General features: G+C 45.0%; 21 protein-coding genes, 1 tRNA gene and 1 rRNA gene. 8 read left to right on the top strand and 15 right to left on the bottom strand.

What is annotated here, in order from left to right; genetic code table 11:
- Window positions 1-4: 4 nt before the first annotated feature.
- The 6 genes from rpoA2 to trpS form a co-directional block, all read right to left on the bottom strand.
- Window positions 5-1,531, bottom strand: a complete 1,527-nt coding sequence (rpoA2, locus tag QW597_03055; GenBank protein ID MEM0155566.1) for a DNA-directed RNA polymerase subunit A'' — start codon at window positions 1,529-1,531, stop codon at window positions 5-7.
- Window positions 1,531-4,191 carry a DNA-directed RNA polymerase subunit A' gene (gene rpoA1 / locus QW597_03050; GenBank protein ID MEM0155565.1) on the bottom strand — a complete coding sequence of 887 codons (2,661 nt, stop codon included), beginning with the start codon at window positions 4,189-4,191 and terminating at the stop codon, window positions 1,531-1,533. The genes rpoA2 and rpoA1 overlap by 1 nt, the downstream gene beginning before the upstream one ends.
- Entirely contained in the window at window positions 4,188-7,784 is a 3,597-nt protein-coding gene (locus tag QW597_03045) for a DNA-directed RNA polymerase subunit B (protein ID MEM0155564.1), read from the bottom strand. The genes rpoA1 and QW597_03045 overlap by 4 nt, the downstream gene beginning before the upstream one ends.
- Window positions 7,781-8,044, bottom strand: a complete 264-nt coding sequence (locus QW597_03040; protein MEM0155563.1) for a DNA-directed RNA polymerase subunit H — start codon at window positions 8,042-8,044, stop codon at window positions 7,781-7,783. Before QW597_03040 ends, QW597_03045 begins: the two co-directional genes overlap by 4 nt.
- Before the next feature lie 18 nt (window positions 8,045-8,062).
- A tRNA-Lys gene (locus QW597_03035) sits at window positions 8,063-8,136 on the bottom strand.
- Between the two features lie 171 nt (window positions 8,137-8,307).
- On the bottom strand, window positions 8,308-9,471 hold the full coding sequence (trpS, locus tag QW597_03030; protein MEM0155562.1) for a tryptophan--tRNA ligase: 1,164 nt from the start codon (window positions 9,469-9,471) through the stop codon (window positions 8,308-8,310).
- Between the two features lie 160 nt (window positions 9,472-9,631).
- Between trpS and mtnA the strand changes: the two genes are divergently transcribed.
- The 5 genes from mtnA (at window position 9,632) to QW597_03005 (ending at window position 15,373) form a co-directional block, all read left to right on the top strand.
- The gene (gene mtnA / locus QW597_03025; protein ID MEM0155561.1) at window positions 9,632-10,648 is read left to right on the top strand and encodes an S-methyl-5-thioribose-1-phosphate isomerase; all 1,017 of its coding nucleotides are present in this window, start codon (window positions 9,632-9,634) and stop codon (window positions 10,646-10,648) included.
- Window positions 10,649-10,723: 75 nt separating this feature from the next.
- Window positions 10,724-12,109 (top strand): CoA-binding protein, encoded by a 1,386-nt coding sequence (locus tag QW597_03020; protein ID MEM0155560.1) that lies wholly within the window; start codon window positions 10,724-10,726, stop codon window positions 12,107-12,109.
- Window positions 12,106-12,771, top strand: coding sequence for an acetate--CoA ligase family protein (locus tag QW597_03015; GenBank protein ID MEM0155559.1), 666 nt, complete (start codon window positions 12,106-12,108; stop codon window positions 12,769-12,771). Before QW597_03020 ends, QW597_03015 begins: the two co-directional genes overlap by 4 nt.
- 129 nt (window positions 12,772-12,900) lie before the next feature.
- Entirely contained in the window at window positions 12,901-14,772 is a 1,872-nt protein-coding gene (gene iorA, locus QW597_03010; protein MEM0155558.1) for an indolepyruvate ferredoxin oxidoreductase subunit alpha, read from the top strand.
- Window position 14,773: 1 nt separating this feature from the next.
- A complete protein-coding gene (locus QW597_03005; GenBank protein MEM0155557.1) occupies window positions 14,774-15,373 on the top strand; it encodes an indolepyruvate oxidoreductase subunit beta in 600 nt (199 codons plus the stop codon).
- A 127-nt stretch (window positions 15,374-15,500) separates the two neighbouring features.
- On the opposite strand, the gene rrf is transcribed toward QW597_03005, so the two are convergent.
- A 5S ribosomal RNA gene (rrf, locus tag QW597_03000) occupies window positions 15,501-15,622 on the bottom strand.
- Between the two features lie 153 nt (window positions 15,623-15,775).
- Between rrf and QW597_02995 the strand changes: the two genes are divergently transcribed.
- The 3 genes from QW597_02995 to QW597_02985 all read left to right on the top strand — a co-directional run bounded on the left by QW597_02995 (window position 15,776) and on the right by QW597_02985 (window position 19,071).
- Window positions 15,776-16,912 carry a hypothetical protein gene (locus QW597_02995; GenBank protein MEM0155556.1) on the top strand — a complete coding sequence of 379 codons (1,137 nt, stop codon included), beginning with the start codon at window positions 15,776-15,778 and terminating at the stop codon, window positions 16,910-16,912.
- Window positions 16,913-17,002: 90 nt separating this feature from the next.
- A complete protein-coding gene (locus tag QW597_02990; GenBank protein MEM0155555.1) occupies window positions 17,003-18,331 on the top strand; it encodes a trehalose-6-phosphate synthase in 1,329 nt (442 codons plus the stop codon).
- Window positions 18,332-18,336: 5 nt separating this feature from the next.
- A complete protein-coding gene (locus tag QW597_02985) occupies window positions 18,337-19,071 on the top strand; it encodes an HAD-IIB family hydrolase (GenBank protein MEM0155554.1) in 735 nt (244 codons plus the stop codon).
- A gap of 1 nt (window position 19,072) precedes the next feature.
- On the opposite strand, the gene QW597_02980 is transcribed toward QW597_02985, so the two are convergent.
- The 8 genes from QW597_02980 to QW597_02945 form a co-directional block, all read right to left on the bottom strand.
- Window positions 19,073-19,891, bottom strand: a complete 819-nt coding sequence (locus tag QW597_02980) for a carbon-nitrogen hydrolase family protein (protein ID MEM0155553.1) — start codon at window positions 19,889-19,891, stop codon at window positions 19,073-19,075.
- Entirely contained in the window at window positions 19,888-20,973 is a 1,086-nt protein-coding gene (locus tag QW597_02975; GenBank protein ID MEM0155552.1) for a DNA topoisomerase IV subunit A, read from the bottom strand. Before QW597_02975 ends, QW597_02980 begins: the two co-directional genes overlap by 4 nt.
- Entirely contained in the window at window positions 20,963-22,822 is a 1,860-nt protein-coding gene (locus QW597_02970; GenBank protein MEM0155551.1) for a DNA topoisomerase VI subunit B, read from the bottom strand. Before QW597_02970 ends, QW597_02975 begins: the two co-directional genes overlap by 11 nt.
- A 668-nt stretch (window positions 22,823-23,490) precedes the next feature.
- Window positions 23,491-24,249 carry a proteasome assembly chaperone family protein gene (locus QW597_02965; GenBank protein MEM0155550.1) on the bottom strand — a complete coding sequence of 253 codons (759 nt, stop codon included), beginning with the start codon at window positions 24,247-24,249 and terminating at the stop codon, window positions 23,491-23,493.
- Window positions 24,221-24,409 (bottom strand): RNA-protein complex protein Nop10, encoded by a 189-nt coding sequence (locus QW597_02960; GenBank protein MEM0155549.1) that lies wholly within the window; start codon window positions 24,407-24,409, stop codon window positions 24,221-24,223. Before QW597_02960 ends, QW597_02965 begins: the two co-directional genes overlap by 29 nt.
- A 4-nt stretch (window positions 24,410-24,413) precedes the next feature.
- Window positions 24,414-25,172 (bottom strand): translation initiation factor IF-2 subunit alpha, encoded by a 759-nt coding sequence (locus tag QW597_02955; protein ID MEM0155548.1) that lies wholly within the window; start codon window positions 25,170-25,172, stop codon window positions 24,414-24,416.
- Complete coding sequence (locus QW597_02950) at window positions 25,172-25,369, bottom strand: 30S ribosomal protein S27e (protein ID MEM0155547.1); 198 nt, start codon at window positions 25,367-25,369, stop codon at window positions 25,172-25,174. Before QW597_02950 ends, QW597_02955 begins: the two co-directional genes overlap by 1 nt.
- A 3-nt stretch (window positions 25,370-25,372) precedes the next feature.
- Window positions 25,373-25,648 (bottom strand): 50S ribosomal protein L44e, encoded by a 276-nt coding sequence (locus QW597_02945; GenBank protein MEM0155546.1) that lies wholly within the window; start codon window positions 25,646-25,648, stop codon window positions 25,373-25,375.
- Window positions 25,649-25,788 lie beyond the last annotated feature (140 nt).

Genomic DNA, 25,788 nt, shown 5'->3' with positions numbered 1-25,788 from the left:
TAGTTCATTTTTTATTTCCCTTGTATACGAGGTTTATTGCCCCAGTACCCAGCGTGATTGGCTGGCCCACGATTATGTTCTCTGCAACGCCCGTCAGTGGGTCAACTTCCCCCAACAGGCCAGCTCTCAGGAGGTGTTTGGTGGTTATTTCAAATGCCGCCCTGGCCAGAACGCTGCTCTTCCGTCCAGAAATACCCTGTCTGCCCACTGCTCTGACTGTTCCAGAAAACGTCATCATGTCTGATACCAGCATGAGATGCCTCTGATCAACTATAAGACCCTGTTCCTGAAGAGTGTTTGCGGATTCCCTGAAAATGGCATTCCTTCCAGCTTCTATTCCAAGAACGTTTGCAATCTCGATTATGTCATTTGTATATGTTCTTGTGGAGTCAATCTCATCCAGCTGCAGGACATCTTTCAGGTTTGATCCCTGCGTGTAAATTATCCATTTTCCATCGCCCTGAATCCTTGCTATCGCTCTCTTTATTCCGGTAATCCCCTTGATCGTCAAGCCCTTCAGCTGTTCCTGCACTTGATAGAGTTTCTTAAAGGATTCCTGCTGTGGCTTGATCACAATGTTATCGCCACTTTCGGATTTTATCACTGTGATTCCTTTCATTTTTTCAAGTGCCTGAAGAAGATCGTCAGGCACAACCAGGCGTTCCTTCATCCTGGACAGATCTGGCTTAATGGTAAGCAGCATTTCCCCTACATCTGTTACAATATCAGCAACATCAATAATTGTGGTGTTTTCAAGTTCCTTCACCACTTTCAGCACAGCCTCTTCTGATTCTTCGATATCATTGTTCAGGTAGACGGTCATCGAAGGCGTGCTTGGAATCCTTCTAGCATCCACTATTTCTATAAGGCGAGGGAGGCCTAGAGTGACGTTCATTTCTCTGACACCGGCAAAGTGAAACGTTCTCATGGTCATCTGTGTTCCGGGTTCCCCGATACTCTGAGCTGCTATTATACCTACAGCCTCGTATGGATCAATGGATTTCTTGACAATATCTGTGCTGATTTCTCCGAGGACCCTCTCATATACTTTTTTCTCCATTCCCTCTCTTTTAGATGCAAATTCCGTTGCAACAGAAACCGGAATGTCAAAACCCTTTGCCTTAGCGTCGCTAAGTACAGCTTTCACCTCAGGACTCAGTGATTCGGAATAGGAGGACTTTTCCTCCATTTTTGCCTGAACCCTATCTGCGAGCATGAAATCCTCGAATTCCTTAATTCTCTTGGACCCTTTTCTGAACTCTCCCAGTGATACGGGATCGATTTCTCTGGCTGATTCGATTTTCAGGATGCTCTTGAGACCGGTCTTCTTCTTCACGAATATGTCTTCCTGCTCTTGATATTTTTCGACGCCGGAAATTTTCAGATAAAAGGTAAAAGCCTTCTGATCCACAGTTACATAACCCTCTGTGGGTGCCTGATCTACCTCAGCTTCAACAGCATAACTAGTAGGAGAATGCCTGATCAGATCCCTGAGGTTTTTCTTTGTATCTTTCCACAATATGGATGTCATCACTGCACCTCCTGTTCTGCATCGAATATAAGGTAGTCCAGGTCAACAGTCTCTCCTCTCTCGCTCCTTGTTGGATCAACACCATCCTCTCCATACTTGAACTGGATGACTGTTCCTATTGTGTCCTGAACACTCCTTGTTTCGTCCACCTTGAGATCTTCAAATGCATTGATTAGCCTTCTCTGCATGTATCCGCTCCTTGAAGTTCTTACAGCCGTGTCCACGAGACCCTCCCTTCCACCAATACTGTGAAAGAAATACTCAAGAGGATCAAGCCCCGATTTGTAAGACGATTTCACAAAACCCCTGGCCTTTCCACCAATGTCATTTACCTTGAAATGTGGCAGTGTTCTTCCATAGTATCCCCTGTTTAGTCTTCCACCTCTGACAGATTGCTGGCCCACCATTCCTGCCACCTCAGAAATATTTAGCATTTTAGCCCTGGCGCCGGATCTTGCCATTATGACAGAGGGGTTATTCAATCCCAGATACGCACTTGCGACCTTTCCAGACTCATCCCTGGCTCCACCTGTTACGCTCAGGATCTCGATTTCAAGAGTCTCTTCAACTGACCTTCCAGGTGCAGGTTGCAGCATTCCTTCCCTGTATGTATCTATCAGCCTGTTTATCTTCACAGTGGCTTCATCTGATATTTCCTTTATTCTTGAAACCGCATTCTCCGGGATATCGTAGTCTTTTATACCCGTTGAGAAGCCCCTTCCACTAATAAATCCGACAGACAACCTGGTCATCCTGTCAATGAACTTTGCTGTTTCTTCTGGCCCGTATTTCCTGAAAATTTTGTCAATGATTATACCTGAAAACGGCCCTATGGCACTCTCGTCTATAGTACCGTGAATCATCTTCCCGTTGATGATTACTACCTCCTTATCCTCAGGGTCTGATTCATACTCACACTTCGCCTTGGCTGCTGAGCATAATTTGCTGGTAAATCTCAGATTAAGACCTTCGGGCAATACCGTCGAAAAAATATCCCTGCCATGGTAGAACTTCTTTCCATCAATGACCACGGGTTCAAGAGGCTTTTCGGACTTAACGTAACACATCATGTGGATCGTCTGTTCTTCCGTGTAAAGTGGATTTTCATGGGTGAGGAGGAATAGCGAAGTTATGTGGTCATGTATACCACCTATGATCGGCCCACCGAACCTTGGTGACATGATCTGTTCCTGGACCTTCATAATGATCCTTGCCTCGGCCCTGGCTTCCTCCTTCTGCACGATGTGAAGGTTCATTTCATCACCATCGAAATCGGCGTTGTAGGGAGTGCATACAGCCAGGTTAAACCTGAATGTCTGTCCTGGCAGGATTCTTACAGTGTGAGCCATCATTGACATCCTGTGAAGTGACGGCTGTCTGTTGAAAAGGACAATATCCCCCTCCATCAACTGTCTTTCCACTGTCCATCCGACCTCCACCCTCTTACTGTTTTCTTCGGCATTCTGAACCGTGACCCTGATTCTTCTACCATCCGGCCTAATTATATAATTGACGCCTGGGAGGTACTTTCCAAATTCATCTCTTGGAGCAGGACCGTTCTTGACAAAATCCCTTACACTCTCAAGATTAAAAATATTCACAGTCATCGGAACCGTGAGTTCCCTGGCTGCCTTCTCCGGGACCCCAACCTCATTTATGGAAAGGAACGGTTCAGGTGAAATTACAGTCCTGGCAGAGAAGTTTACCCTCTTTCCGGACAGGTTTGACCTAAATCTGCCCTCTTTTCCCTTCAGCCTCTGAACTAGAGTTTTCAAAGCCCTGCCAGATCTGTGCCTCGCAGGCGGTATCCCAGCAGTCTGGTTGTCAAAATAAGTAGTTACGTGAAACTGGAGAAGGTCCCAGAGATCCTCTATGATTAGCTGCGGTGAGCCATTGTCTCTGCTTTCCCTGAGCCTCTGGCTTATCCTGATAATATCCACCAGCTTATGCGTAAGGTCATCTTCGCTGCGTTCCCCGGTTTCAAGAGTTATTGAGGGTCTGACATTGATTGGCGGAACCAGTAAAACTGTCAGAACCATCCATTCAGGCCTCGCAACTTCCTTGTTCAGGCCGAAAAACACCAGATCATCGTCAGGTATCCTTTCAAGCCTTTCCCTGACTTCCTTTGGGGTGACTTTAATACCTTCTTCTCTGAAGGTTGTCGGCTTGTCAAGTATGACTTTGACCTGCTGAACACCACAGTGTGGGCATACCATCCTCTGGGATGCTTCGTCGGTGACTTTCTTTGACATCAGCCCAATGATTTCAGGGTCAGCGGAAGAAAAGTTCATCGCCTCGAATTTCTTCCTGTATGAGGCGACCTCATCATCTGTCAGCTTTATCCTCCCACACGACTTGCATGTCGCATCAAGAAATGTTTTGATCTCTTTGATAAAACCTACATGCACTACGGGCATGGCAAGCTCGATATGGCCAAAATGCCCTGGACACTCATCGACTTTACCTCCACACGTGGCGCATTTAAGTCCGGGCTCTATTACGCCAAGATGCAGATCCATGAGCCCCCTTTCGATTGGATAGCCGTCATCATCATAAGTATCAGCTGTGATGATCTTTACCTGCGACATTTTTCTAATCTCTTCTGGAGAAAGAAGAGCAAATTGGATCCTGTTTATTCTTTTGGATATTCCACCCGTCATTTCATATCACCTAAATTAAGTCTCATAATAACTCCAAGAGAGTTCAGTTCATCCCTCATAAGCTTGAAGGCGTAACTTGTCTCTACCGGATGAATATTTCCAGTGTTGCCACACACTGGACAGCGAAGTGTTCCTCTCCTCCTGTCGAGGATCGCGATATGGCCGCATTTGGGGTTTCCACACACATAAAGTATGGTACCATCGCTCTGGTCCAGCAGCCTGTCCTTTATAACCATTGCAGCACCATGGGCAATGAGGGTGTCGCGCTCCATTTCACCGAATCTCAGGCCACCCTGCCTCGACCTTCCCTCTGTAGGCTGCCTCGTGAGTATCTGCACCGGTCCTCTGGACCTTGCATGGAACTTGCCAGCCACCATATGGTGGAGCTTCTGGTAATAAATAATACCCGTAAAGATATCAGCCTCATATTTCCTGCCCGTTATGCCGTCGTACATACTTTCCTCGGATGACTTCCTGAATCCAAACTTTCTAAGCCCTTCTCTCAGGCTTGTCTCGGGTTCTCCACTGAATATGGTACCGTCAATAATCTCCCCCTTCATGGAAGCTACTTGGCCACCTATCATCTCTAGTATATGACCCACGGTCATCCTTGATGGTATGGCATGTGGATTGATTACGAGATCTGGGATTATTCCGTCCTCTGTGAAGGGCATGTCCTCCTGCGGGACCACTGAACCTATGACTCCCTTCTGGCCGTGTCTGGACGCAAACTTGTCGCCCAATTCAGGTATTCTCTCACTCCTGACCTTGATCTTAACAACCCTGCTGTTGCTCTCGGAGACGGTGAGTATAACATTGTCCACGAAACCGTTCTCGTTGGGCCTCATGGTAATTGATGATTCTCTCCTCCTCTGTGGGCCAAGTTTGTCTCCGCCCTCTTCCAGAAATCTCGGCGGCGAAGTCTTTCCCACTAGAACATCGGCACCTTCGACGTAAGATTCCGGAAAAATTACACCGTTTTCGTCCAAGTTTTTGTAGCTCTCCTCCGCTCTTGCCCCTAGTACGTCGTGAGTGGGTATCTCAAACTTGTCCTCCTGCCCGCCAGGGTATCTTCTTTCCTCAGCAGTATATGTTCTGAAAAATGTGCTCCTCCCTAGACCGCGCTCAACAGCAGCCTTGTTCATTATAAGAGCATCCTGGATATTGTATCCCTGATAGGAAAGTATAGCCACCACAAAATTTTGTCCGGCAGGTTTCTTGTCATACTTTATGAAATCCATTATTTTGGTCTTTACAAGGGGAATCTGTGGGTAGTGAAGTACATGCCCCCTCGTATCTGTCCTTATCCTGAAATTTGTGCTTGAAAGTCCTATTGACTGTTTTGTCATGGCTGCTGCCATTGTGATTCTAGGAGATGAGTTATGTTCAGGGTATGGGGTTATGGAAGCTACAACGCCTAGAATAAGCGACGGATCGATCTCCATATGCGTGTATTCCTCTGTCAGAAGGTTCTTTCCGTCGAAAGTCGCCTTGCATTCCTGACACTGGAGAATTACCTTATCGCTGCCAGACTCACCATGATTGATCCAATCAAGTTTGCTCCTGTAAAGGTATGATCCGCAGTTTGGACACTTTTCGGGGAAATCGTAGCCATAAACGGCAATGTAGAGGTTTTCTTCCTCCTCGGCGTCTATCCACTCCATGGCACCTTTTTTTACGAGATCTCTGAGTTGATATTCTCCGCCTTCTAACTTTTTCAGCATCTCTCTTGTGAGGACAGTAGTCCCGTTGTTCAATGTCAGGAGCGGTCTTCTTATCCTTCCCCTGTCGCAGTTAATGATCACTTCTCTTGTCTCAAAATCAAATCTCACATTGACATCGTCTGGGAGTTTTCCTTTCCTCCTCTCACTTCTGATCTGATTTGTAAGTTTTGCCGGATCGTCATGATAACCTATGAAGTCTCCATTGAGGTACACTCTTCCAGTATTAGGGTTCTCTTCGAGGATCTCCTTGACGTCCATTCCTTTCAGGAATTCCAGAACAATTTCCGGATCAATGCCCTCAGTTACATTAATTATGAGCGCAGCATTTTTCACGAGACCGCAATTCTGACCTTCCGGAGTCTCATTAGGGCAGATTCTACCCCACTGTGTAGGATGCAAATCCCTGGCTTCGAAGTGTGGTTGAGATCTGGTCAGCGGTGATATTATCCTCCTGAGATGGCTCAGGGTACTCACGTTTGAAACCCTATCCAGGAGTTGCGAAACACCGGTTCTGCCTCCGATCCAGTTACCCGTTGCCATGGCGTGAAGAATCTTCTGTGTGAGCAGATCCTGTCTAACAGCAGGTCTGAGCCTGATCCCCTTTTTCCTGTTATAAGTTCGCTCAAGCTGGTACTTAAGATCCTTGAGCACAGACTGAAATGCGTTTCTGAAGAGCTCATCAAGCAGATCTCCAGCGAGTTTAATTCTCTTATTCGCAAGATGATCTTTATCATCCTCCTTCCTGATCCCAAGGTTCAGCTCAAGGAGTGACCTGGCCATCCTGCCAAGATATATTGCCTTTTTTAGCCTGTCAGCTTCAGTGTCACCAAGATGTGGAAGAAGTGACTTGTCCAGCATCTGTGAAACTTTCTTTTCCCTGAATTCCTTAGCCTGGCCAGCAGCGAATCTCTTTTCTATGTAAGAAATGGCGTCTTCGGTATTGGATATGCCATTTGGTGGGAAAATTTTAGGGTTCTTTGCTTCTTCGATATTAGCGTAAATGATGGGGTCCATCTTCTGGACAGTTGCTATAGAATTGTGAACATCCACATCCTTCTCGAGCCCGAGCGCCTTCATCAGGATAACTATAGGTATTGTACCTGCAACGCTTGGAATTGAAACACTTATTATGCCGTCGTTCCCTTTTTCAATGGAAGTGAGGGCCCTGAATCCTCCTCTCTGAGAGAACACTTTTGCCACTTCTACCCTGGATTCGTACTTCTCCTCGAATTCAACGAGAATCTTGTTTGGGGCAAGATCCTCGAGCGAAACTATGACTCTCTCTGATCCCCCGATAATGAAGTATCCGCCTGCATCCTCCGGGTCCTCTCCCACGTATTGCAGCTTTTCCTTCCTTGTAGCATTAACTGGACCATTGTTCTTTTCCACATAAAGATCAAGGTTACCTTCAGCCAGCGTACACACTCTCGATCTGACCATTACTGGAATATCCCCGATCTTAATTGTTTCGGGCTCTTTCTCTATTCCATCCTCAATAACCCTCAGTTCAAGGTTTATTGGAGCCATGTAATTCAAATCTCTCAGTCTCGCCTCATTGGGCGTAATTTGATTTGAAGCGCCTGAAGCTTCCTTTATCTCTGGCCTGTCTACCCATATGGTAGAAGGCCCAATAGGCCTGTTTTTTTCCCTGACTCTTCCGTATCTGATCTCAATTTTACGGTTCTGTGTCTTCGCAGGATCAAGCGTCATTATGCCTGGTTCACTGTCATCAGAGATCTTTGTATCGTCCACGATCTGCTGCATTATGTTGTCTGGGTTGTCCTTCGACGCAACAAAATAATTCATTGATTCAATTTGATGGTTCACAACACTTTCTTTCTTGAAAAATACATCAACAAGTTCTCTCATTTAAAAACCTCACCAGTCACAACTCTATAATATGTAGATAGCCCCACCGTCGGGCTCCTTCTGATAATCTTAATCATTCTCCCGTTCTCCAGAGGCCCGTGTATCTCCTCAAGAGCCTTTACAGCCGGATCATTCCTGCTGATCTTAGGGAGTAAATCCTTTGCGACATTTAACTCTTTCAGAATCTTCTGTTCCTCTTTAGCATCAACGAGATGATGCTCAGGCACCAAATCATGCTGCAATACGTTGAACTTCCCCATCTTAACCGTCACCTGCCGCGGGCCCGGGGGGGTTCGAACCCCCGACCACCTGGTTAAAAGCCAGATGCTCTACCTAGCTGAGCTACGGGCCCCGCCTGTTTAATAGCAAACTTTATCGATTCTCAGGATATAAACATTCTCGTTTTTGCGGAAAGCACAATGTCCTCTAATTCTGCCAGCCTTCATTACAGGATGAAGTCTTGAAGATTTTATTAATGCGAGAAAGTAGCTGGAGGATAGGTTCTCAACGTGTTCTGTTGCATTCACAAACCGAGCCGGTCGAAAATATAGTCCAAGTCAACCTGAGTGTTAACCATCAATACCTGCATGATTTCCTTTCTCCCAATCTTTTCATACTTTGATTGAAAATCCTCAATTCTTTTACTAATTCTCTCAAATAGCATCGTTTTGAGTTCGCCGGTGAGGATCTCTCCGCTCTTATACCGGGCATAGAGATTCTCAGAGTCCTTCGGAGATAGAAAGTAACTCTTCAGGTACTGGAATGAAACATCTATTTCCGGGATACCGCCGAGCTTCCTGTGTTCCTCAATGGACACCCGGCCGCCGCTGTATGAGTTCATGACCTTCTTCCGGATGCTCTTTAGGCTATCCATAAGAAATATGGCATTGTTCTTTGATTTCGACATCTTGGTCCCGTCTGTTCCCATCAGGAATCTGGAATGTAATACCGCAGGCTTTTCAAACCCGAACTTTTCAGCTACATCACGACATACCCTGAGGTGGGCATCTTCGTCCGGTCCAATGGGAACGATAACATTCCGGTATCCCAAGGTATTCGGGAAGATGATGTGGGCTGACTGGATAGCGGGGTAAAAATGCAAGCCAGTATTCTTGTCATTAGAGTAACCGTATACTGCCTTGATCTCAGACATATTTATCCCCCGGGACAGCTTGATAGCAAGATTGTAAATTTGGGTAAAAATCTGGTCTATTATAATGTGCGTCTTCTTCAGATCATACCCAAAAGCAATCATGGCCCTGGCAATGAGAATAGAATTTTTCAGGCCCTCCTCCTGGTCGTTGATCTTTCCGGAAACATAGCTTTCGTCGTCCGAAATTGGCATGAAAACCTGCACATTATGTTCCCTCTGGAAATAGAGATTGGTGTCAAAGACAGATATGTGACCTATATGAGGGGTCATGCTGGCATTGAAGCCAGAAACAACAGCGCTTTTCTCCCCGGATTTCAATCTCCTTAGGAATATGTCGAAATTCCGGTGGGAATATATCAGCCCGTTTCTAAATGTGTAGAAGTCTGGAAGTTCCTTTATTTCGGAAATTGAGCTAGCACCAAATTGCGAGACAAGTTTTTCATTGTCAGAATCTAATTCCCGGAGTTTTTTTAATTTATCTTCCTCGTCAGTTATTTGTTCTATTGATCTAAGATCATCCTGATCTTCTGCCATCTGCTCCAAACATGATAGCAGACGTTATATTAAATTGCATTCCGATCTGAATGTGCTCATACAACCTGTCCTATGAATCTTTGAGATTGAAAACAAGCAAGCATTGAGGGATAAGCATAAGATTAATTCGACATTGAGAAATCTGGCAATAGGTAGTATAATGAAGGTTATTGTCGACGGAGAGGAAAAGAACCTGTTTGCTGTATGGTATGAAAATGATACAGTAAGGCTTGTAGATCAGAGAAAACTCCCGGAAAAGATTGAAATTTTCGACGCCAAGAACACTGACGACATCGTCCATGCCATAAAAGATATGCTTGTTCGCGGTGCTCCCGCGATAGGTGTAACTGCCGCGTTTGGTTTGGCTATGGCAAAACACAATGAAGAAAACATGGACTCCGCAGTGGACAAGATCTCAAAGACAAGACCCACGGCGTTTGACCTTTTTAAGGCAATAAAATACATGAAAGAAAATAATTTCGATCTGAGCTCAGCCAGGAGATATTCAAACGAAATCTCCGGTAGAAGCAAGAGGATAGGTGAATTTGGAAACAATCTTATAAGGCAGGATGGTAGAATCCTCACTCACTGCAATGCTGGAGCACTCGCGGTTGTTGATTGGGGCACTGCACTTGCCCCCATCAGGATTGCAGCCAGGCAGGGAAAAAAGCCGTTCGTATTTGTGGACGAAACCCGGCCAAGGCTTCAGGGCGCCAAGCTCACGGCGTGGGAGCTTCAGCAGGAAGGCATAGACCACGCGATCATTGCGGACAACGCTGCCGGATATTTCATGAAGAAAGGCGAAGTTGACATTGTGATAGTTGGGGCTGATAGGATAGCCAGAAACGGAGACTTTGCCAACAAGATTGGAACGTACGAAAAAGCAGTGGTTGCCAAGGCTAACGGAATCCCGTTCTACGTGGCTGCTCCCGGCAGCACCTTTGATTTCTCAATCGAGACGGGGGATGACATTCCCATAGAAGAGAGAGGCCAGGAAGAAGTGCTTCTTGTTGGTGATACCCGCATCGGACCCTCCGGGAGCATGGCAAGAAATCCGGCTTTTGACGTTACCCCAAATGAGTACGTTTCCGGATTCATAACCGAATATGGCATTTTCCGCCCGTCGGAGCTTTCAAGAATGAGAAGCATGATGGCAAATGACCTGTTCATGAGATGAAGCCACGCCAATCACCCTCCACATTTTTCCACTCATCCCAGTAAAAAATTATAAGAAAATTACCAATCCCCGTTAATGCTTGAAGACTTATTCACCCCAGAGTCTATCGCCGTTATAGGTGCTTCTAAGGACGAAACCAAGATAGGCCATGTTATTCTCAAAAACCTCGTAACTACAGGATTTTCAGGTAAAATATACCCGGTGAATCCTTCCTCATCAGAAATACTTGGACTGCAATGTTATAAGTCTCTTACTGAAATTAAAAAGCCGGTAACGGTTGCAGTAATCATCCTTCCTGCTCGCCTTGTGCCTGGCACGGTTGAAGAATGCATAAGATCACGAGTGAGTTTCGTAATAATTATCAGTGGAGGCTTCGCCGAAACTGGAGAAGAAGGTAAAGAACTATCAGAAAGAATTTCCGGTATGTTGAAAGCTTCCGAGACCAGAGTTATAGGGCCAAATACCGTCGGCATCTACCTGCCCTATTCAAGAGTCAATACAACTCTGACGTCTTCGGACCGCGTTGCATTTCCTGGCCCGGGAAATGTAGGATTTATATCGCAGAGTGGGGCTCTTGGACTTCTGACCATGGATACGATCTCCGAATATGGCCTTGGGATATCGGCATTCATAAATCTCGGAAACCGTATTGACCTCACGGAAAGTGACTTTCTTGAACACTTCCTCTCTGACAGTAATACCAGAAGCATAGCCATATACATGGAAAGCGTGTCTTCCGGCAGATCATTTTATGAAATGGTGAAGCGAATCAACACATTGAAACCCATAGTTGTTCTAAAAGCAGGAAGAACCGAACAGTCAGCAAAGGCAGCTTCACTTCACACGGGCGCAATGGCCTCAAATGATTCAGTCTTTGATGGCATGCTCGCACAGGCTGGATGCGTGAGGGCGTTTGATGAAACAGAACTTATGGATTATGCTAAAGTGCTTGCATATTCCAAGTTAATGGGTGGAAACCGGATTGCCATCCTGACGACGGCTGGCGGTGTGGGTGTAATCTCTACAGATCAAATATCGGACCTGTCCCTGAGACCCTCATTGCAGATGGCAAAACTTGCTGAAGACACAAGGTCAGATGTCAGGGGGACAATTGTGGCATTCGGATCTGCTGAGAATCCTATTGATTTGACAGCTGACGGAAGCGTGGACGATTACGACAGGGTACTGAGCATTGTAACCAGAGATCCCGGAGTAGACGCCGTTCTTGTCTATGCATTACCCCAGACGCCAAAAATGGGGCCGGCGGTCGTGGATGTTGTGGAGAGGCATATGAAGTCCGGAAAACCAATAATTGTCGGTGTTCTTGGCTTCAAAATGGCGAAAGATTTGCTCAGGGAATTCGAACGCAGGCAGATACCTGCGTATCCTACCGTATCGAGAAGCGTGAAAGCTTTGAGAGCCCTATACGCATACAGCCGTTTCAGGGGTGACAGACTTTGAGTTCAGTCCTACTAGACAGTATTTTAAAGGGTCCTGATCCGGATGAATATACAGTAAAGAAACTTATCCGGGAATATGGAATACCCGCCCCCCGTTCCGTCCTCGCAGTTGAATCAACAGATTACTCGAAACTCAAATTTCCCGTTGTGATAAAGGTCTCAGATCCCAGAATACTCCACAAATCTGATGTTGGTGGGGTCGTGACTGGCATACAGAATATTGATCGCCTTATAGATGAAATACGTAAAATGCAGAAGAAATTTCCCAATTCAAGGATATTAGCGGAGGAAATGGCCTCTCCTGGATTGGAAATAATCATAGGACTAGTCAAGGACATAAATTTCGGCAACGTGATAATGCTCGGAATGGGCGGAATCTACACGGAACTTTACCATGACGTTGTGTTCAGGCTCACCCCAATAGACAGGAAGGATGCCGGAGACATGATTGATTCAACAAGCATTCGTATATTTGAAAAGAGTTTCAGAGGGATAACGGTGAACAGGAACTCTGTTATCGATGTTCTCATGAGCGTCTCCAGGTTGTCTGTAGACATAGGAGAGAGTCTGGAAATGCTAGACCTGAATCCTGTAATTGTGAATGCAGATATGGCAACGGCAGTTGACGCTAAGCTGATCTTGACGCGAAGAACTACTTCATAAAGTTCTTCCCTGTTGAATTCCATTCAGATCGTCCAATGGCATAGTAATATGCGGCATGAGACGAAATAGCACGACCTATAATTCAGGCTCTCATTTGAAATAGTTAAAAGTTATTTTAAATTGATTATCATGAACAAGTTTAAACAACTCCTCTCCGGTAAGCCGAGTGAAAAACTTTTCCTTCTTGGTAACGAAGCAATAGCTCGGGGAATAATTGAAGCCGGAGTCAAAACTGCAACTACCTATCCCGGAACCCCTTCTAGTGAAGTGGGGAACGTACTCTATGAAATTGCAAAGGAGGCGGGAATTTATTTTCAATACTCAATCAATGAAAAGATTGCGACCGAGGTGGCATTTTCATCAGCCATTTCCGGATTAAGGTCATTCGTATTCATGAAGCACGTCGGGATGAATGTGGCTGCTGATCCACTAATGAGCATTGCCTATACCGGGATAAGAGCTGGCATGGTCATAATGTCAGCCGATGACCCTTCCATGTTCTCGTCCCAGAACGAGCAGGACAACCGAAACTATGCAGAAATGGCTCATATCCCATTGGTAGAACCGTCAACATCGCAGGAAGCGAAAGACTTCCTGAAGTACGCCTTTGAAATATCAGAGAAAGAACTGGTTCCTGTTTTGTACCGCACCACGACAAGAGTAAGTCATCAGAGGGGTATGGTCGAACTGGGTGAAATCCCGCAAAACAAGACGAAAGGATATTTCCCGAATGAACCTGGAAGATATGTGGCATTGCCAGTCAATTCCATGGGTTTCAAGGAAAAACTTGTAAAAAAAATGGAGAGGCTCAAGTCCGTCTCAGAGACTTCTCCCCTTAACCGGATAGAAACCTATGGATCTGGTAAATATGGCATCATTACTTCAGGTGAAGCTTACAATGTTCTTATGGATGCCGTGAGAAAGTATAGACTTGACGTTTCAGTCTTGAAGCTCGGTTTCACAAATCCTCTACCAGAATCAATGATTACCAAATTTCTCAACGATCATGGGGATGTAATAATCGTGGAAGAACTGGATCCGTTCCTTGAAACAAAGGTAAGGATGATGGCCCAAATGCATTCCTTGAATACACGGATTTATGGAAAGATAGATGGTTTCTTCTCCATGAGCCATGAATATAATCCCGTTACTGTGGCGGCATCTCTATCCAAGATCATCAAATTTGAAACGGAGAAGCTGCCAGTAGAAATTGACATTTCAGAACTCCCTCCCCGCCCACCTGTACTGTGCCCGGGATGCCCGCACAGGGCAACCTACTATGCCGTCAAGCGTGCTGTGAAGATGTCGAACATAAAAGACCCCATTTATTCGTCTGACATAGGGTGTTACTCTCTCGGTGTATATGATCCATATGATGAAGCGGATATTATGATTGAAATGGGTTCATCCATTGGCGTAGGGGGAGGAATTTCAAAGGTTACTAATCAGAAAGTCATTGCCTTCATAGGAGATTCAACCTTTTTCCATTCCGGGCTTACTGGGTTGGCGAACGCGGTTCATAACGAATCCAATCTTCTCTTGATGGTCCTTGACAACAGGACAACTGCAATGACTGGACAACAACCACACCCCGGGATTGAACTCAATGGCATGGGGGAACCTGCTCCGGCTCTGTCAATAGAGGCTATTGCACAAAGCATGGGTGTAAAGTATATCAAAACTGTCGATCCATACGATCTTAAAAGTACCCTACTTGCCGTATCTGGAGCCCTAAAAAATGAGGGAGTTTCAGTGGTTATTGCTAGAAGGGAGTGTGCTATCCTTAGAGATAATGAAATGCGGGCAAAGAAAACCTGGAAGACCTATCAGGTAAACACTGAGAAATGCGGGCTCTGTATGAACTGTGTCGAGAATTTTTCATGCCCAGCGATTTCAATCAAAGGCGGCGTGATAAATATTGATCAGGACATATGTGACGGCTGCGGAGTCTGTGCCGAGACATACGTATGCCCATTCAGGGCGATAGAGGAGGTCCAGTGAAATGATAAAAAACGTGATAATAGCAGGGGTTGGCGGACAGGGTGTCGTTACGGCTGGCCTGTTAATGTCCGAGGCAGCTACCGAGAATGGAATAAATGTCGTAATGTCTGAGATACATGGACTTGCCCAGAGAGGTGGATCGGTTTCCGTGGATGTTAGAATGGGAGATGTTTATGGCTCCATAGTCCCGAAAGGAGGCGCGGATATCATTATTGGATTTGAGCCTATAGAGACCGTGAGGGCCCTTTCAAGGGCAGGTAGGGAAACTCTTGTTATAATGAATACAGAAAAAAAGACCCCGATTTCTTTAAGCATGCATGACAAGGAATATCCTCCAATGGAACAGCTCTTGAAAATAGCGCCAGATGGGATGGTAATCCATCAGATAGATGCAGTATCACTGGCAAAAGAGGCAGGAAATTATAGATCTGTCAACACTGTCATTTTAGGGGCGGCCCTGGCGCTCGGCGTACTTCCTTTCAGCAGGGAGAATGCAATGTCTGCGTTGAAAAGGAGATTTAGCGGGGGGCTTTATGAAGTCAACGCAAGGGCTCTTGACCTGGGAATAGAAGAAATCAAGGGGCAGAGGAATATCGCTTAAAAATAATATTTACAAGCCGCTTTAATAATAGCCTAATGGATAAAGTGCGGAATATCATTAACACAGAAACGTAGCCCAGCAGAAGTTTTTGAGTCTTTACACCGGCACCTTCAAAAATGAACATAAAATGTGACAGCGAATCGTATTTCCCATGCCCTCGCGGAACATAGTACATGTACGAAACACAGCGGGCTTTACCGTCGGGTTCGGGATGAGACCTGGTGTGACCCCACTGTTATGGCCGTCACGTTCCAGTTATTTCTATGTCATATATAATTATTTCATTGTCCTTGATCTTGCCCCTTTCTAGGTTGAATAATAATCATTTGTACTTACTAGATGGTATTTCCTACCCTCAAATATTAGGCAACGGATTTATCAATTATATTCAAATGCAAGATTATGCATATTGGATCTGGTATTCTTCAGATTCCTTCAAGAAATAAATCGATAATCATCGTTTCAGCACTGGTAATAATAATTGCAGTTTCACTGATCATGTTCAATGATTTTGTAACGTTCAATACTCCTGAAGATGATGAGGTAAAGCTCTATTCATTTGCACTCGTAGGTGTGACAATTTCCTTTGCAGTCCTTTTTCACTTCTGGCGGGTAGGTAGAGGATTATCAGAATCTAGAAATGAAAAAGTCGGGAACTTCCTCAGATTAAGCTTTGGATCACTTTGGGTACTAGATGGCATTCTTCAACTTCAGCCTGAAATGTCGAACGGGTTCATCTCCAATGTCGTTTTACCAGTCATAAACGGGTTTCCCGCTTTTCTGCGACCATATTTTAACTTTATAACAGTAACGTGGATGGCTCATCCAGTATTGTACGATTCATTTTCGGCAATTATCCAGATTGCAATAGGATCTGGAATGCTGATCTTCCGAGGAGGCCACAGGCTTAATGCGATACTTCTTTTATCCATAATCTGGGGAATTATAGTCTGGGTATTTGGAGAGGGGTTTGGAGGAGTAATCTCTCCTGGTGCTTCATTTCTTACGGGTTTTCCCGGATCAGCTTTGGTATACGTCATGGTATCCTTCGTGCTTCTTCTGAGACTAGAAGAACATTCGAAAACTAGGGTTATTTCCCTGTTCATGGTCATTGTTTTCTCGTTGTCAGCGCTGGAACAAGCCCTGCCCTCAAACGGTTTCTGGGCATATGGCGGAATCCCTCCTATACCGGGTGGAATGGCCTCCAATGTTCAGCCATTTCAGTTGCAGAACTTGCTTTACTGGTTTTCATCAGTGTTTTCTGGTAGCTTCACAATCTGGAATTCAGTTTTTGTGGCATTATTTGTGGCAATTGCAATATTCTGGCTTTTTAACCTCCGATTCGCTCCATACCTCACGATCCTTGCATCCATTTTTATCTGGTGCGTATTCCAGGATTTTGGGGTATTAGGGGGCTTTGGCACAGACCCTAACACCGCGCTACCCATGTTATTGTTGTCTCTTTCTGTGATCATTTCACAGCATCCGCCCAACGTTTATTTAACTCAGGAAAGGTACAAAAATACCCAATCTCAATGAATTCGTTATGTGAGAGATAGTTTGATAAGCCAAGCAAAACTTATTTTATTAAAACTGCACCACTTAAATAATATATCCTGATATATGTACATGGCTTATCTCATTGTCACAAGCCGCTCGCCCTTGAGCCACGATCGTATTAGTGGAAGAAATTTAACAAGAGACAACATTGGCGGAGTAGTTACTGCCATGAGACGGGTTATGCAGAACGAGGGCGGAATTTGGGTCTGCTGGGGTGATGGTAAACTAGACGAACAGTACAGGCACGAAGTGGTCGGGAACTACACCATTGAAAGGATTATGCTCTCCAAGGCAGAGAAAAGTGGATTTTATGACGACTTTTCAAACGGCACCCTCTGGCCCCTATTCCATTACTTCAGAGAAAGGATAAATTTCTCAGCATCCGGATACAATTTCTTCTTTGAAGTAAATAAAAAATTTGCAAATGCCGTGGTGAATAACCTCAAGGACGGCATGACAATCTGGATACATGATTATCAACTCAGCCTTGTCCCAGGCATTCTCAGGCAGATGGGAGTAAAAAACACAATAATATTCACCTGGCATATACCGTGGGTTGCAGCTGAATTCTTTGCGACCCTCCCAAAATCGGAAGAAATTGTAAGAAGCATAGGAAAGGCTGACGTTATAACCTTTCATAGTGAAACCTATGCAGATAATTTTATCTCCAGCTACATGTCAATGGAGGGCAGTTCAGGCGACATTCGACACAAAGTGCACTCCATTCCTCTTGGAATAGATACGTCGTATTACTCTGCATCAGACATTAAACCGTTAGGTGGGCATTCTTTCAACGGCAGAAAGGTCATTTTCTCAATAGACAGACTTGATTATACTAAAGGGCTTACGAAAAAGGTGTTGACAATAGAGAGTCTTTTGAGAACCCATCCGGAATACAACGGGAAATTTGTCTTCCTGATGATCGTCACGCCTAGCCGGGCAACCGTTCCGGAGTATGCCGCAATGAAAAGAGAGCTTGAAATGACAATTGGCCGAATCAACGGTGAATATGGGTCATTGAACTGGTACCCTATAATATACATTTATCGGAGAATAACGCAGAAGACACTGTTATCTTACTACGTTTCTGCTGATGTTGCTCTTATAACCCCCTTGATCGACGGGCTCAATCTTGTGAGTAAGGAATTTGTGAATGCAAATAGGAATGGCGTCCTTATTATTTCAAAATTCGCAGGTTCCTCAGCAGATCTGAAAGATGCAATAGTTGTGAATCCTAACGATCTTGGAGGTACAGCAGAGGCAATAGTCTACGCTTTGCGAATGAGTGACCAGGAGAAAACTGAAATGCTAAAGAAGCTGAAGAGAAACGTTGAAACGCGTGATATAAACTGGTGGGTCAGAAAAATCAAGGGGCTTTCCAGCAGAGTATCTATGTGATCATTATGGCATCTGCTTATGATGTTTATGACGCTTTCAGGAGTATATCGTCACTTAATCCCATGATTTTCCTTGATTATGATGGGACTCTCGTAGATATAGTCTTAAACCCGTGGGAAGCTGTTGCGGATCGAGATCTTCTTGAGCTGCTCAGCGATCTTTCGAATAGGTACGAAACATTCCTGGTGACTGGTCGTTCGCTCAGTGACATAGAAACTCTGGTTCCCATTGAAATAAACTTGATTGCGCTTCATGGTTCAGTTACGAAGGTTAAAGGAAAATCCCCCACATTTGTGCCGGGTTTCAACCGGTACGTGGCACTGTGCCGCCAGTTGATGGAAAAATATGAGGGGCTCCCTAAAATTTATCCTGGCCTCCGCATTTTTGACAAGGGAGGAGGCTTGCTTTTCCATACTGGCCTGATGGACAAGAAACTTGAGAAGGACTTGCATCTGAAGCTTTCAAATATGGCTTCAGAAGCTGGAATGATTCTTTATTCAGGGTATAACATTTTCGAGTTAAGAATCCCCAGAGTGTCCAAGGGAACCGCAATAAGAAAGCTTAGGGTTGGAAATAGGAACGCAATGATAGCTGGTGATGAGGGCACAGATGAGGAGGCATTTGAGCTCAATATTGACGCTCTAAAGGTGAAGGTTAGGGAGGGTAATACAATTGCAGACTTCACTCTCCATGACGTTAAGGAGATGAGAACTGCACTCAGCCTCATAGCGTATTCTTGATCTATCGTCCCTTGACGTCGTATATATCCAGGCGCCTGGCTTTCAATACAGGTACTTCACTGAGATACTTTTCGATTGTTGAGAGATCTATTTCATTGACAAGCACAGTTTCCTCTTCTCCCGCTTCAGCGACTACATCTCCATATGGAGATATTATCATCGAGTGACCTGTGAATTTCTCTCCACACTGCGCCGAAGCTACGATGTATATTCCGTTCTCAATTGCCCTTGATCTTAGAAGCGTACGCCACTGATCAAGCTTTCTTTCTCCCCTGAACCAGCCTGCCTGATATATGATAATTTTTGCACCTTGCACAGCCAGAAGTCTGGCTGCTTCCGGAAATCTGAGGTCATAGCATATCTGTGCACCAATAGAGAAATCTCCGAGGCTGAAAGGTACGGGAGGCGCAAAACCCATTGTATAAGCTGAACTCTCACTCTTTCCAAGCGCATCGAAAAGATGGAGCTTTCTGTATTTACCTGAAATATAGCCATCACTATTAATCAGTACGGAGGTATTATAGGGCCTGGGTACTCCAAACTCTGATTCCGCGATATTGCACAGTATGTTTACCCTGTTTTTTGAGGCGTACTTGATAAAAGATTCAACGAACTTACCATCGCATGATTCGGCGTTCTCACGTATATACTGCCATTTCGAATAGTCAGTAGAGATCATGTTATACTCTGGAAAGACAATAATATCTGGTTTTCTCAGTACTATCGAATCCATCAATCGAATACTTTTAGTTCCATTTTCTACCTTGTTTTCAGAGGATGACATTTGAACGACTGCAATACTGACCTTCTTCTCTTTCACCTTAGCCCACCTACCTCTGCAAGTTTTTCTGGCAAGTAAGTATCGGTAACATAATTGAGTCCGTACTTAGCAAGTGCCTGCTGCTCTGCTTTCTTGTTAATCTGCAGCATCGTCTCGATTTCAGATTTCCAGAAATCCGTCTGGAACCTTGGGTCCTTGAGTTCTGAATTCAATGCCGCTATATCCTTATCTGTCAGCTTATCAGTGGGAAGGTCATAGTTAAGAATATCAGAGGCTGTGACACCAATGAATTCCGCTGTCGGAACTGCAAGATACTCAGATATGTGTGCAGTCTTAATAGCCCCGTAGGCTATGGAGCTAAAAATCCTGAACGACCAGGGATCACCGTCGGTAAACACAAATATTGGGAGGCCCATCTCATTATTGAGCCTTTTCAGTACCCTCCTTGTACTTCTTGCGGGTTGCCCCTTAAGGTGGACAAGTACACAGTTGAACCTATCATCAAAACCGTTCTCCACGAGTCGATCAAACATTCCACCAGTTTCCAGCGCGAGAACGAATTTTGCATTTGTGGATTTTATCTTGAGTTTCTCGCTTTCCACGTTATTTGGTATTGTGTATCCGGCTTCACCCACATCATCCCGGCAGTTTATCTTTTTGAAGTCCCCCTTCCTGCTCTTCTCCTCAATGGTAAGGTCTCCGATGATACTAGCGCCGTTCTCCTCAGGCCTGAGCCTGAAATCTTCCCTCAGCAATGACGTGATGACCTCGAGGTCCTCGGCCATCATGTCGGATTCATCCTGCGTACCGAATTTACCCAGCCCCCACCCCTCGGAGATATAGTACATCTCCCTCAACGTGGAGGTTTTCCCATCTCTCAGCATTTCCAGTATAAAATCGATCATATAGATATTCTTCAGCATATAATTCGCGCCATCAGCAGTCTTGAGGGTTCTGGAAACAGTAGATGGCCCATACTTCCATACTGATGAAATCTGGTCAAACACTATGTTGTCCCTGTTTCTTGAGGACATCCTGATCTCCGGCACCTCTCCTTCAGAAAGAGAATTGTATATCCTGTTTACCATTGATTCCAGCACTTTCTTGACGTCATTGTTCATCTTCCTCTACCTCCTCCCTTATTGACCAGTCGCCAGGAAGTGGCTCGGCGCCGTGCACAAGCACCGGGTCTATCCCGGATGTGAAGTATTCAGTCCCGGAGTACCTTTCCGCTTCTGTTCTCACTCTGAATTTTATTTCCCGCACCGATGCCGGAGGTATGGATTCAATAGTCCATTTGGCCTCTCCCTCCACTTCTCCGTCAAAGGGTTCAGCGTAGAGATCAAACGATCTTTCCTCTGTGGTATAATTGAAAATCTTTGCCAGAACGTCAAAGCAGTTCTCATTCTTCGAATGTGTCTCGTTTATGAATACCGTATTTGCGATCCTGGAAATCACCATGTCTATCTTTGGCTCCTCCTTTCCGAGTATACTGGCACACTTCCTGCCTATGGAGGGAATTATGTTCATGACAAGGTCAAATTTTTCACTGGCCTTTTCCCGCCTCTCATTCTTGTTCATGAAGGATTTGAGCCCACGCGCGACGGATTTAAGGGCAAATTTGATTTCTTCCGAGATTTCCGGTACTGCGGCTATTGCCTCCTTTGATTCTGAAGTGTACGGAACCCTCGTACTGAACACATGGACCAGAATTATCATTGGTCCAAAGGGAATTCCTATGCCCTGTTTCTGGTCCATGCCATAGGGACGCCAGTCTACCTCTGATATTGCCTTCGTGATGGCACAGGCTCCGGCCTGATAGAGAAGTGGGACTTTGTTAGCGTACCTAATGATCTTGACCTGGTCATCGGCCTTGATTTCTCCGCCGTAAACTATGCCAACTTCTACTGAAAAGGGATTGCCGCTGTAAACTGAGACCGGTCTCATCACGGGCTTGGAATAAAAAGCCGGATGCATTTCTTCGTAAACTGTTCTCAACCCTCTCCTGATATACTCTTCCCCCAGCGGTGAAAGGCAGTCTACAGGCGGTGGCATAAGCTTAACTTTCCTGAATGCCTGTTGCAGTTTTATCGCACTCTCAGCCTTCAACGACTTTGGGTCTGCTTCCGGGCCCACTCCGGAAATTGTTAGTATCTCTTGCGCGACACGTTCACTGACCCTGTTGAATTCACCAGAAAGAAATAATTTCATGCTTTTTTCCGTTGATGTGGATGCAAGTCCAATGATTTCCCCTGGCTCAAGCCCCAGAGGGTGTGGTTTTATGGACACCGAGGGTTCGGGTAAGACTTCAGTACTCCGCTTGAATATGGTTTTCCTTCCATCAGGATCAACAAATGTGAGATTCATGTCGGGGTTGACGACCGCAGTTTCCTTTAAGTATTCAATTACGGATTGCTTTCCCACCTGGTATTTACCTTTGGCGGTTATGGTTATCTCGGTTCCATGATCATAGTTAACGATTACTGGCTTTTCTGAAATTACATTTCCCCTGTTTTCCCTGACATTTATCTGCAGAAATATCTCGAAGCCGACGTCAGAATCCGGCGTTCTTGTTACTATGCGCGAGGATTCCCCGGTTGTAATCTGGCCATAAAGGATTGCTGCTGTTATTCCTATACCCTGCTGTCCTCTTGACTGTCTTACAGAATGAAAGCGTGATCCGTAGAGCAGCTGGCCAAATACTTTTGGAATTTCGAGTCTCTCAATGCCCGGCCCGTTATCCCTTACCGTTATTGCGAATACATCCTCTGCTTTGCGTGAAATTTCAACGTATATTTCTGGCAGATATCTCCCTTCTTCACAGGCATCCAGAGAGTTATCCAGAGCTTCTTTCACGATCATGAAAACAGATTTCTGTGGAGAGTCAAAGCCGAGTATATGCCTGTTCTTCTCGAAAAATTCTGCTATGGATATCTCTTTATAATGTGAAGATGGTGGCTTGGAAACCATAGTATTCCTATGAGTCCCCTGCATATATTTTTTCGCCGGGAATTACTTTTTTTCTGACCACTCACAAAGGGCTTATCACTTGCAGGCGGGAACTCTCCTCGTCGAGTCATGGGGATTAAAGCGAGATAGAGATTTTTACTATAAATTAACATGCAATAACTATGTCTTACGGCCCGGATAAAGGCGCACATTCTGAATATTCGTTACAATATGACTTTATCCCGGATCTGAAATATCGAAATAATTTACTTACGAATCACACAACCGTCGATCTCCTCAAAATAAAGGTCAGAAGTAGCTCTGATACATAAGATGCAGAGATCAAGGGAATAGAATGTCATTAGGATCACTTCCACAAGCTTTTCAGGACCACACAAAGTCTAAACATTACGCAGTTCATCAACATGATCTAGACGATGACGTAAAGGAAATGCAGCAAGTGAGGTTGGTGAAAGATGATCTGAAGCTTTCGGATCGCATCTTTCATTGCAATGAGGCAGTCTAGAGATCAACAAGGGATCTCAACGCAGCCAACAGCGTTTACAAAAGGGGTATGAAAAAGAGGGAGGCACCCCCGAATTTATGCCTGCGAAGATCGTGGCTCTACCCGCACAATGGCTACTCCGGTCTCAGAGGCAGGAAGCCCCATCCCATAGGTGGGGAGGATGTCACCGGAAGTATCCCAGGTCTTCCTTCGGCTGGTTCTTGCCCTGAACCTCTTCCTGCATCTTCTCAGTAATCTGCTCGATCTGTTTGCTTCTTTCCTCTATATCGGAAAGATCAATTTCCACGTCAAGGATAGTGGAAAGGACCTTCAGCATTTCCCTTGCTCCTTTTGGATCTGCAAAATAGCCTGAAGTCTCCCCCATCAGGCAGGCTCCGTTTATTGAGAATATTTCCTTTGCGAGCCCCAGCATTACGCCGGCGGAGCCAACTATTCCACCACCCGGTTCACCCTTTGGAAACACGACCCCACTGTCCTGAAGTGGTTTCTTCAACTCTATATTGGTAACTGCTCCTAGTATTCTAGGAGATTCTATGATTTTTCCAATGCTGTATCCACCTAGGGTGTAAAGCATACTTACGTTGTTCTTCCTAGCTATCTCAAGTACAGTGTGTGACATTTCGTACTGCCCTTCCTGGGTTGTGCCCTGGAAATCCCCAACAAGAACCATAAGATCTTTCCTCCCCTTGAACTTCTTGTAATAGATTGAGTTCCTTACCAGGAATATAGTATTATCATCACCAATGAATACCTGTGGCGGAAGATACTCCGAGAAAATGTCGAGCATTTTCTGTAGCTTTAGCTTTTCGATCAAATATTCCGCTGCGATCTTCCCAATGTTACCTATGCCTGGAAGGCCCCCTATTAAAATTGGCGCATTCAATTTTGGCTTCTTAAATTGATTTATTATTATTTTTTCCATTTCTCTCGGCCTCCCTTAGTTTCAACCTGTATTTCTGAAACCTATCAGATGGAGAGTACTTTGGCGGTATAGCGAATTCTGTATGCGAACCGCATATTGGACACGTCTCCTTCATGGTGTAGTGCCCGTTTTCTGTGCATTTCCTAATTAATGAGTGCATAACGTTACTGTTTTCTAGTGAACTCAAAGTTCACGGAATCCCTTTTCGCAGCTTCGGTTATCGCCTGAATTGATTTCTTCAGTAAATCTTCGGCTGATTTATAATCCTTTTCAGTTACTACAAGCCGGTACCTTGGAGCCCCTGCATACTGTACATTGACGCCAGGTAGCATGCCCTGCGAGATTGTGTCTTTTACCATGTCAACCCCATTTCCGGCTGTGGAATAAGCCTCAATCATGCCATTTATCTTCACGAATGGAGTATTGATATTCTCCTTCGCGACTTTTATCATTGCACTCTTCCATTTAGCTTTGATATCTGGCAACCAGTCTTCATTTGATGCAGCATCATCAAATGCATTGTACAGGTTTCCATATGTTCGTCGAAGATCGTCTGCAAATTCAGTGTCACATTCTTCAACGGTCTTCTTAAGTGATTTTGCGACGATCTCCAGGAGTTTTTCTGACTTCTGTTCGTTCTTCCATTCAGATATTTTCTCTCTCCTCTGATGATCGTTTACACGCTTTAGAGAAAGGTCCACGTATCCTCTACTCTGATTAACGCCAAGAACTTTACAGACGGTTCTCTGTCCCTCCCTCAGAAAATCACGGATGTGCTTGACCCAGCCTGTTGCAACTTCTGCTATGTGTACGAAGCCCTCCTTCTCAGGATATTCATCAAGCTTGACACTGGCTCCGAAGTTTCTGACTTCCTTGATGGTTACGACTACAAGGTCACCAACATCTGGAAGCTCTTTTCGCATTATGCTTCTCCGCTGAATTCCCCGGAAACCGATATGGTTCCGCCCGTGGGCTTAGCTATTGTAGCACCGCAAATGTTACATATAACAGTTGATGAACCTTTGGAATAAGTAATCTGTTCACTTCCACAGTCCTTACATTTTATCTTTATGAATTTGTTTCCAATGCTTTTCAATTTGACAAATTTCTGCTCACTCATTTTTCACGCCTCCATAAGCTCAAATTTCTTTGCCCTCTGTGTAGGATGTGTCGATGCCCTCTTGCACGTTTGACACCTGAACCTTATGCTTACTCTTTTAGTTGGCTTCTCTCTTCCTTCAAACTTAGGCCTTGGAAAACCTCCAAAACCAGAGGTAACGCGCCTGAATCTTCTCTGTCCCGCCTTGAATTCACTGGCCTTCTTCTTCCTTACTCTTTCGACCTCATGCGGGGTATGCTTGTTGCAGAATCTGCAATACATCATCATTGTCTTTGGCATTTTCAACTATATCACCATCATACGATTTTAAGCATTATACCTGCTAGGCAAATCTCTGGTCCGCCACTGCTGGAGAGGTTACCATGCCGGGACAGTACCATTGAATCTTATGCTGTCGCTCCTTATTTCAAGCATGGATA

Source organism: Thermoplasmataceae archaeon (genome assembly GCA_038729425.1).
Taxonomy (GTDB): domain Archaea; phylum Thermoplasmatota; class Thermoplasmata; order Thermoplasmatales; family Thermoplasmataceae; genus B-DKE.
This window is presented reverse-complemented; position numbering and strand designations above follow the sequence as displayed.

Excerpts from the sequence above, each read along its gene's own strand:
- QW597_02990 (MEM0155555.1), top strand. The coding sequence starts at position 17,003 with ATGGCTTATCTCATTGTCACAAGCCGCTCGCCCTTGAGCCACGATCGT.
- QW597_02965 (MEM0155550.1), bottom strand. The coding sequence starts at position 24,249 with ATGGAAAAAATAATAATAAATCAATTTAAGAAGCCAAAATTGAATGCG.
- QW597_02950 (MEM0155547.1), bottom strand. The coding sequence starts at position 25,369 with ATGAGTGAGCAGAAATTTGTCAAATTGAAAAGCATTGGAAACAAATTC.
- QW597_02985 (MEM0155554.1), top strand. The coding sequence starts at position 18,337 with ATGGCATCTGCTTATGATGTTTATGACGCTTTCAGGAGTATATCGTCA.
- QW597_02960 (MEM0155549.1), bottom strand. The coding sequence starts at position 24,409 with ATGCACTCATTAATTAGGAAATGCACAGAAAACGGGCACTACACCATG.
- QW597_02975 (MEM0155552.1), bottom strand. The coding sequence starts at position 20,973 with ATGAACAATGACGTCAAGAAAGTGCTGGAATCAATGGTAAACAGGATA.
- QW597_02955 (MEM0155548.1), bottom strand. The coding sequence starts at position 25,172 with ATGCGAAAAGAGCTTCCAGATGTTGGTGACCTTGTAGTCGTAACCATC.
- rpoA2 (MEM0155566.1), bottom strand. The coding sequence starts at position 1,531 with ATGACATCCATATTGTGGAAAGATACAAAGAAAAACCTCAGGGATCTG.
- QW597_02945 (MEM0155546.1), bottom strand. The coding sequence starts at position 25,648 with ATGCCAAAGACAATGATGATGTATTGCAGATTCTGCAACAAGCATACC.
- QW597_03005 (MEM0155557.1), top strand. The coding sequence starts at position 14,774 with ATGATAAAAAACGTGATAATAGCAGGGGTTGGCGGACAGGGTGTCGTT.
- QW597_02970 (MEM0155551.1), bottom strand. The coding sequence starts at position 22,822 with ATGGTTTCCAAGCCACCATCTTCACATTATAAAGAGATATCCATAGCA.
- trpS (MEM0155562.1), bottom strand. The coding sequence starts at position 9,471 with ATGGCAGAAGATCAGGATGATCTTAGATCAATAGAACAAATAACTGAC.
- rpoA1 (MEM0155565.1), bottom strand. The coding sequence starts at position 4,191 with ATGACGGGTGGAATATCCAAAAGAATAAACAGGATCCAATTTGCTCTT.
- QW597_03020 (MEM0155560.1), top strand. The coding sequence starts at position 10,724 with ATGCTTGAAGACTTATTCACCCCAGAGTCTATCGCCGTTATAGGTGCT.
- QW597_03040 (MEM0155563.1), bottom strand. The coding sequence starts at position 8,044 with ATGGGGAAGTTCAACGTATTGCAGCATGATTTGGTGCCTGAGCATCAT.
- QW597_03045 (MEM0155564.1), bottom strand. The coding sequence starts at position 7,784 with ATGAGAGAACTTGTTGATGTATTTTTCAAGAAAGAAAGTGTTGTGAAC.
- iorA (MEM0155558.1), top strand. The coding sequence starts at position 12,901 with ATGAACAAGTTTAAACAACTCCTCTCCGGTAAGCCGAGTGAAAAACTT.
- mtnA (MEM0155561.1), top strand. The coding sequence starts at position 9,632 with ATGAAGGTTATTGTCGACGGAGAGGAAAAGAACCTGTTTGCTGTATGG.
- QW597_02995 (MEM0155556.1), top strand. The coding sequence starts at position 15,776 with ATGCATATTGGATCTGGTATTCTTCAGATTCCTTCAAGAAATAAATCG.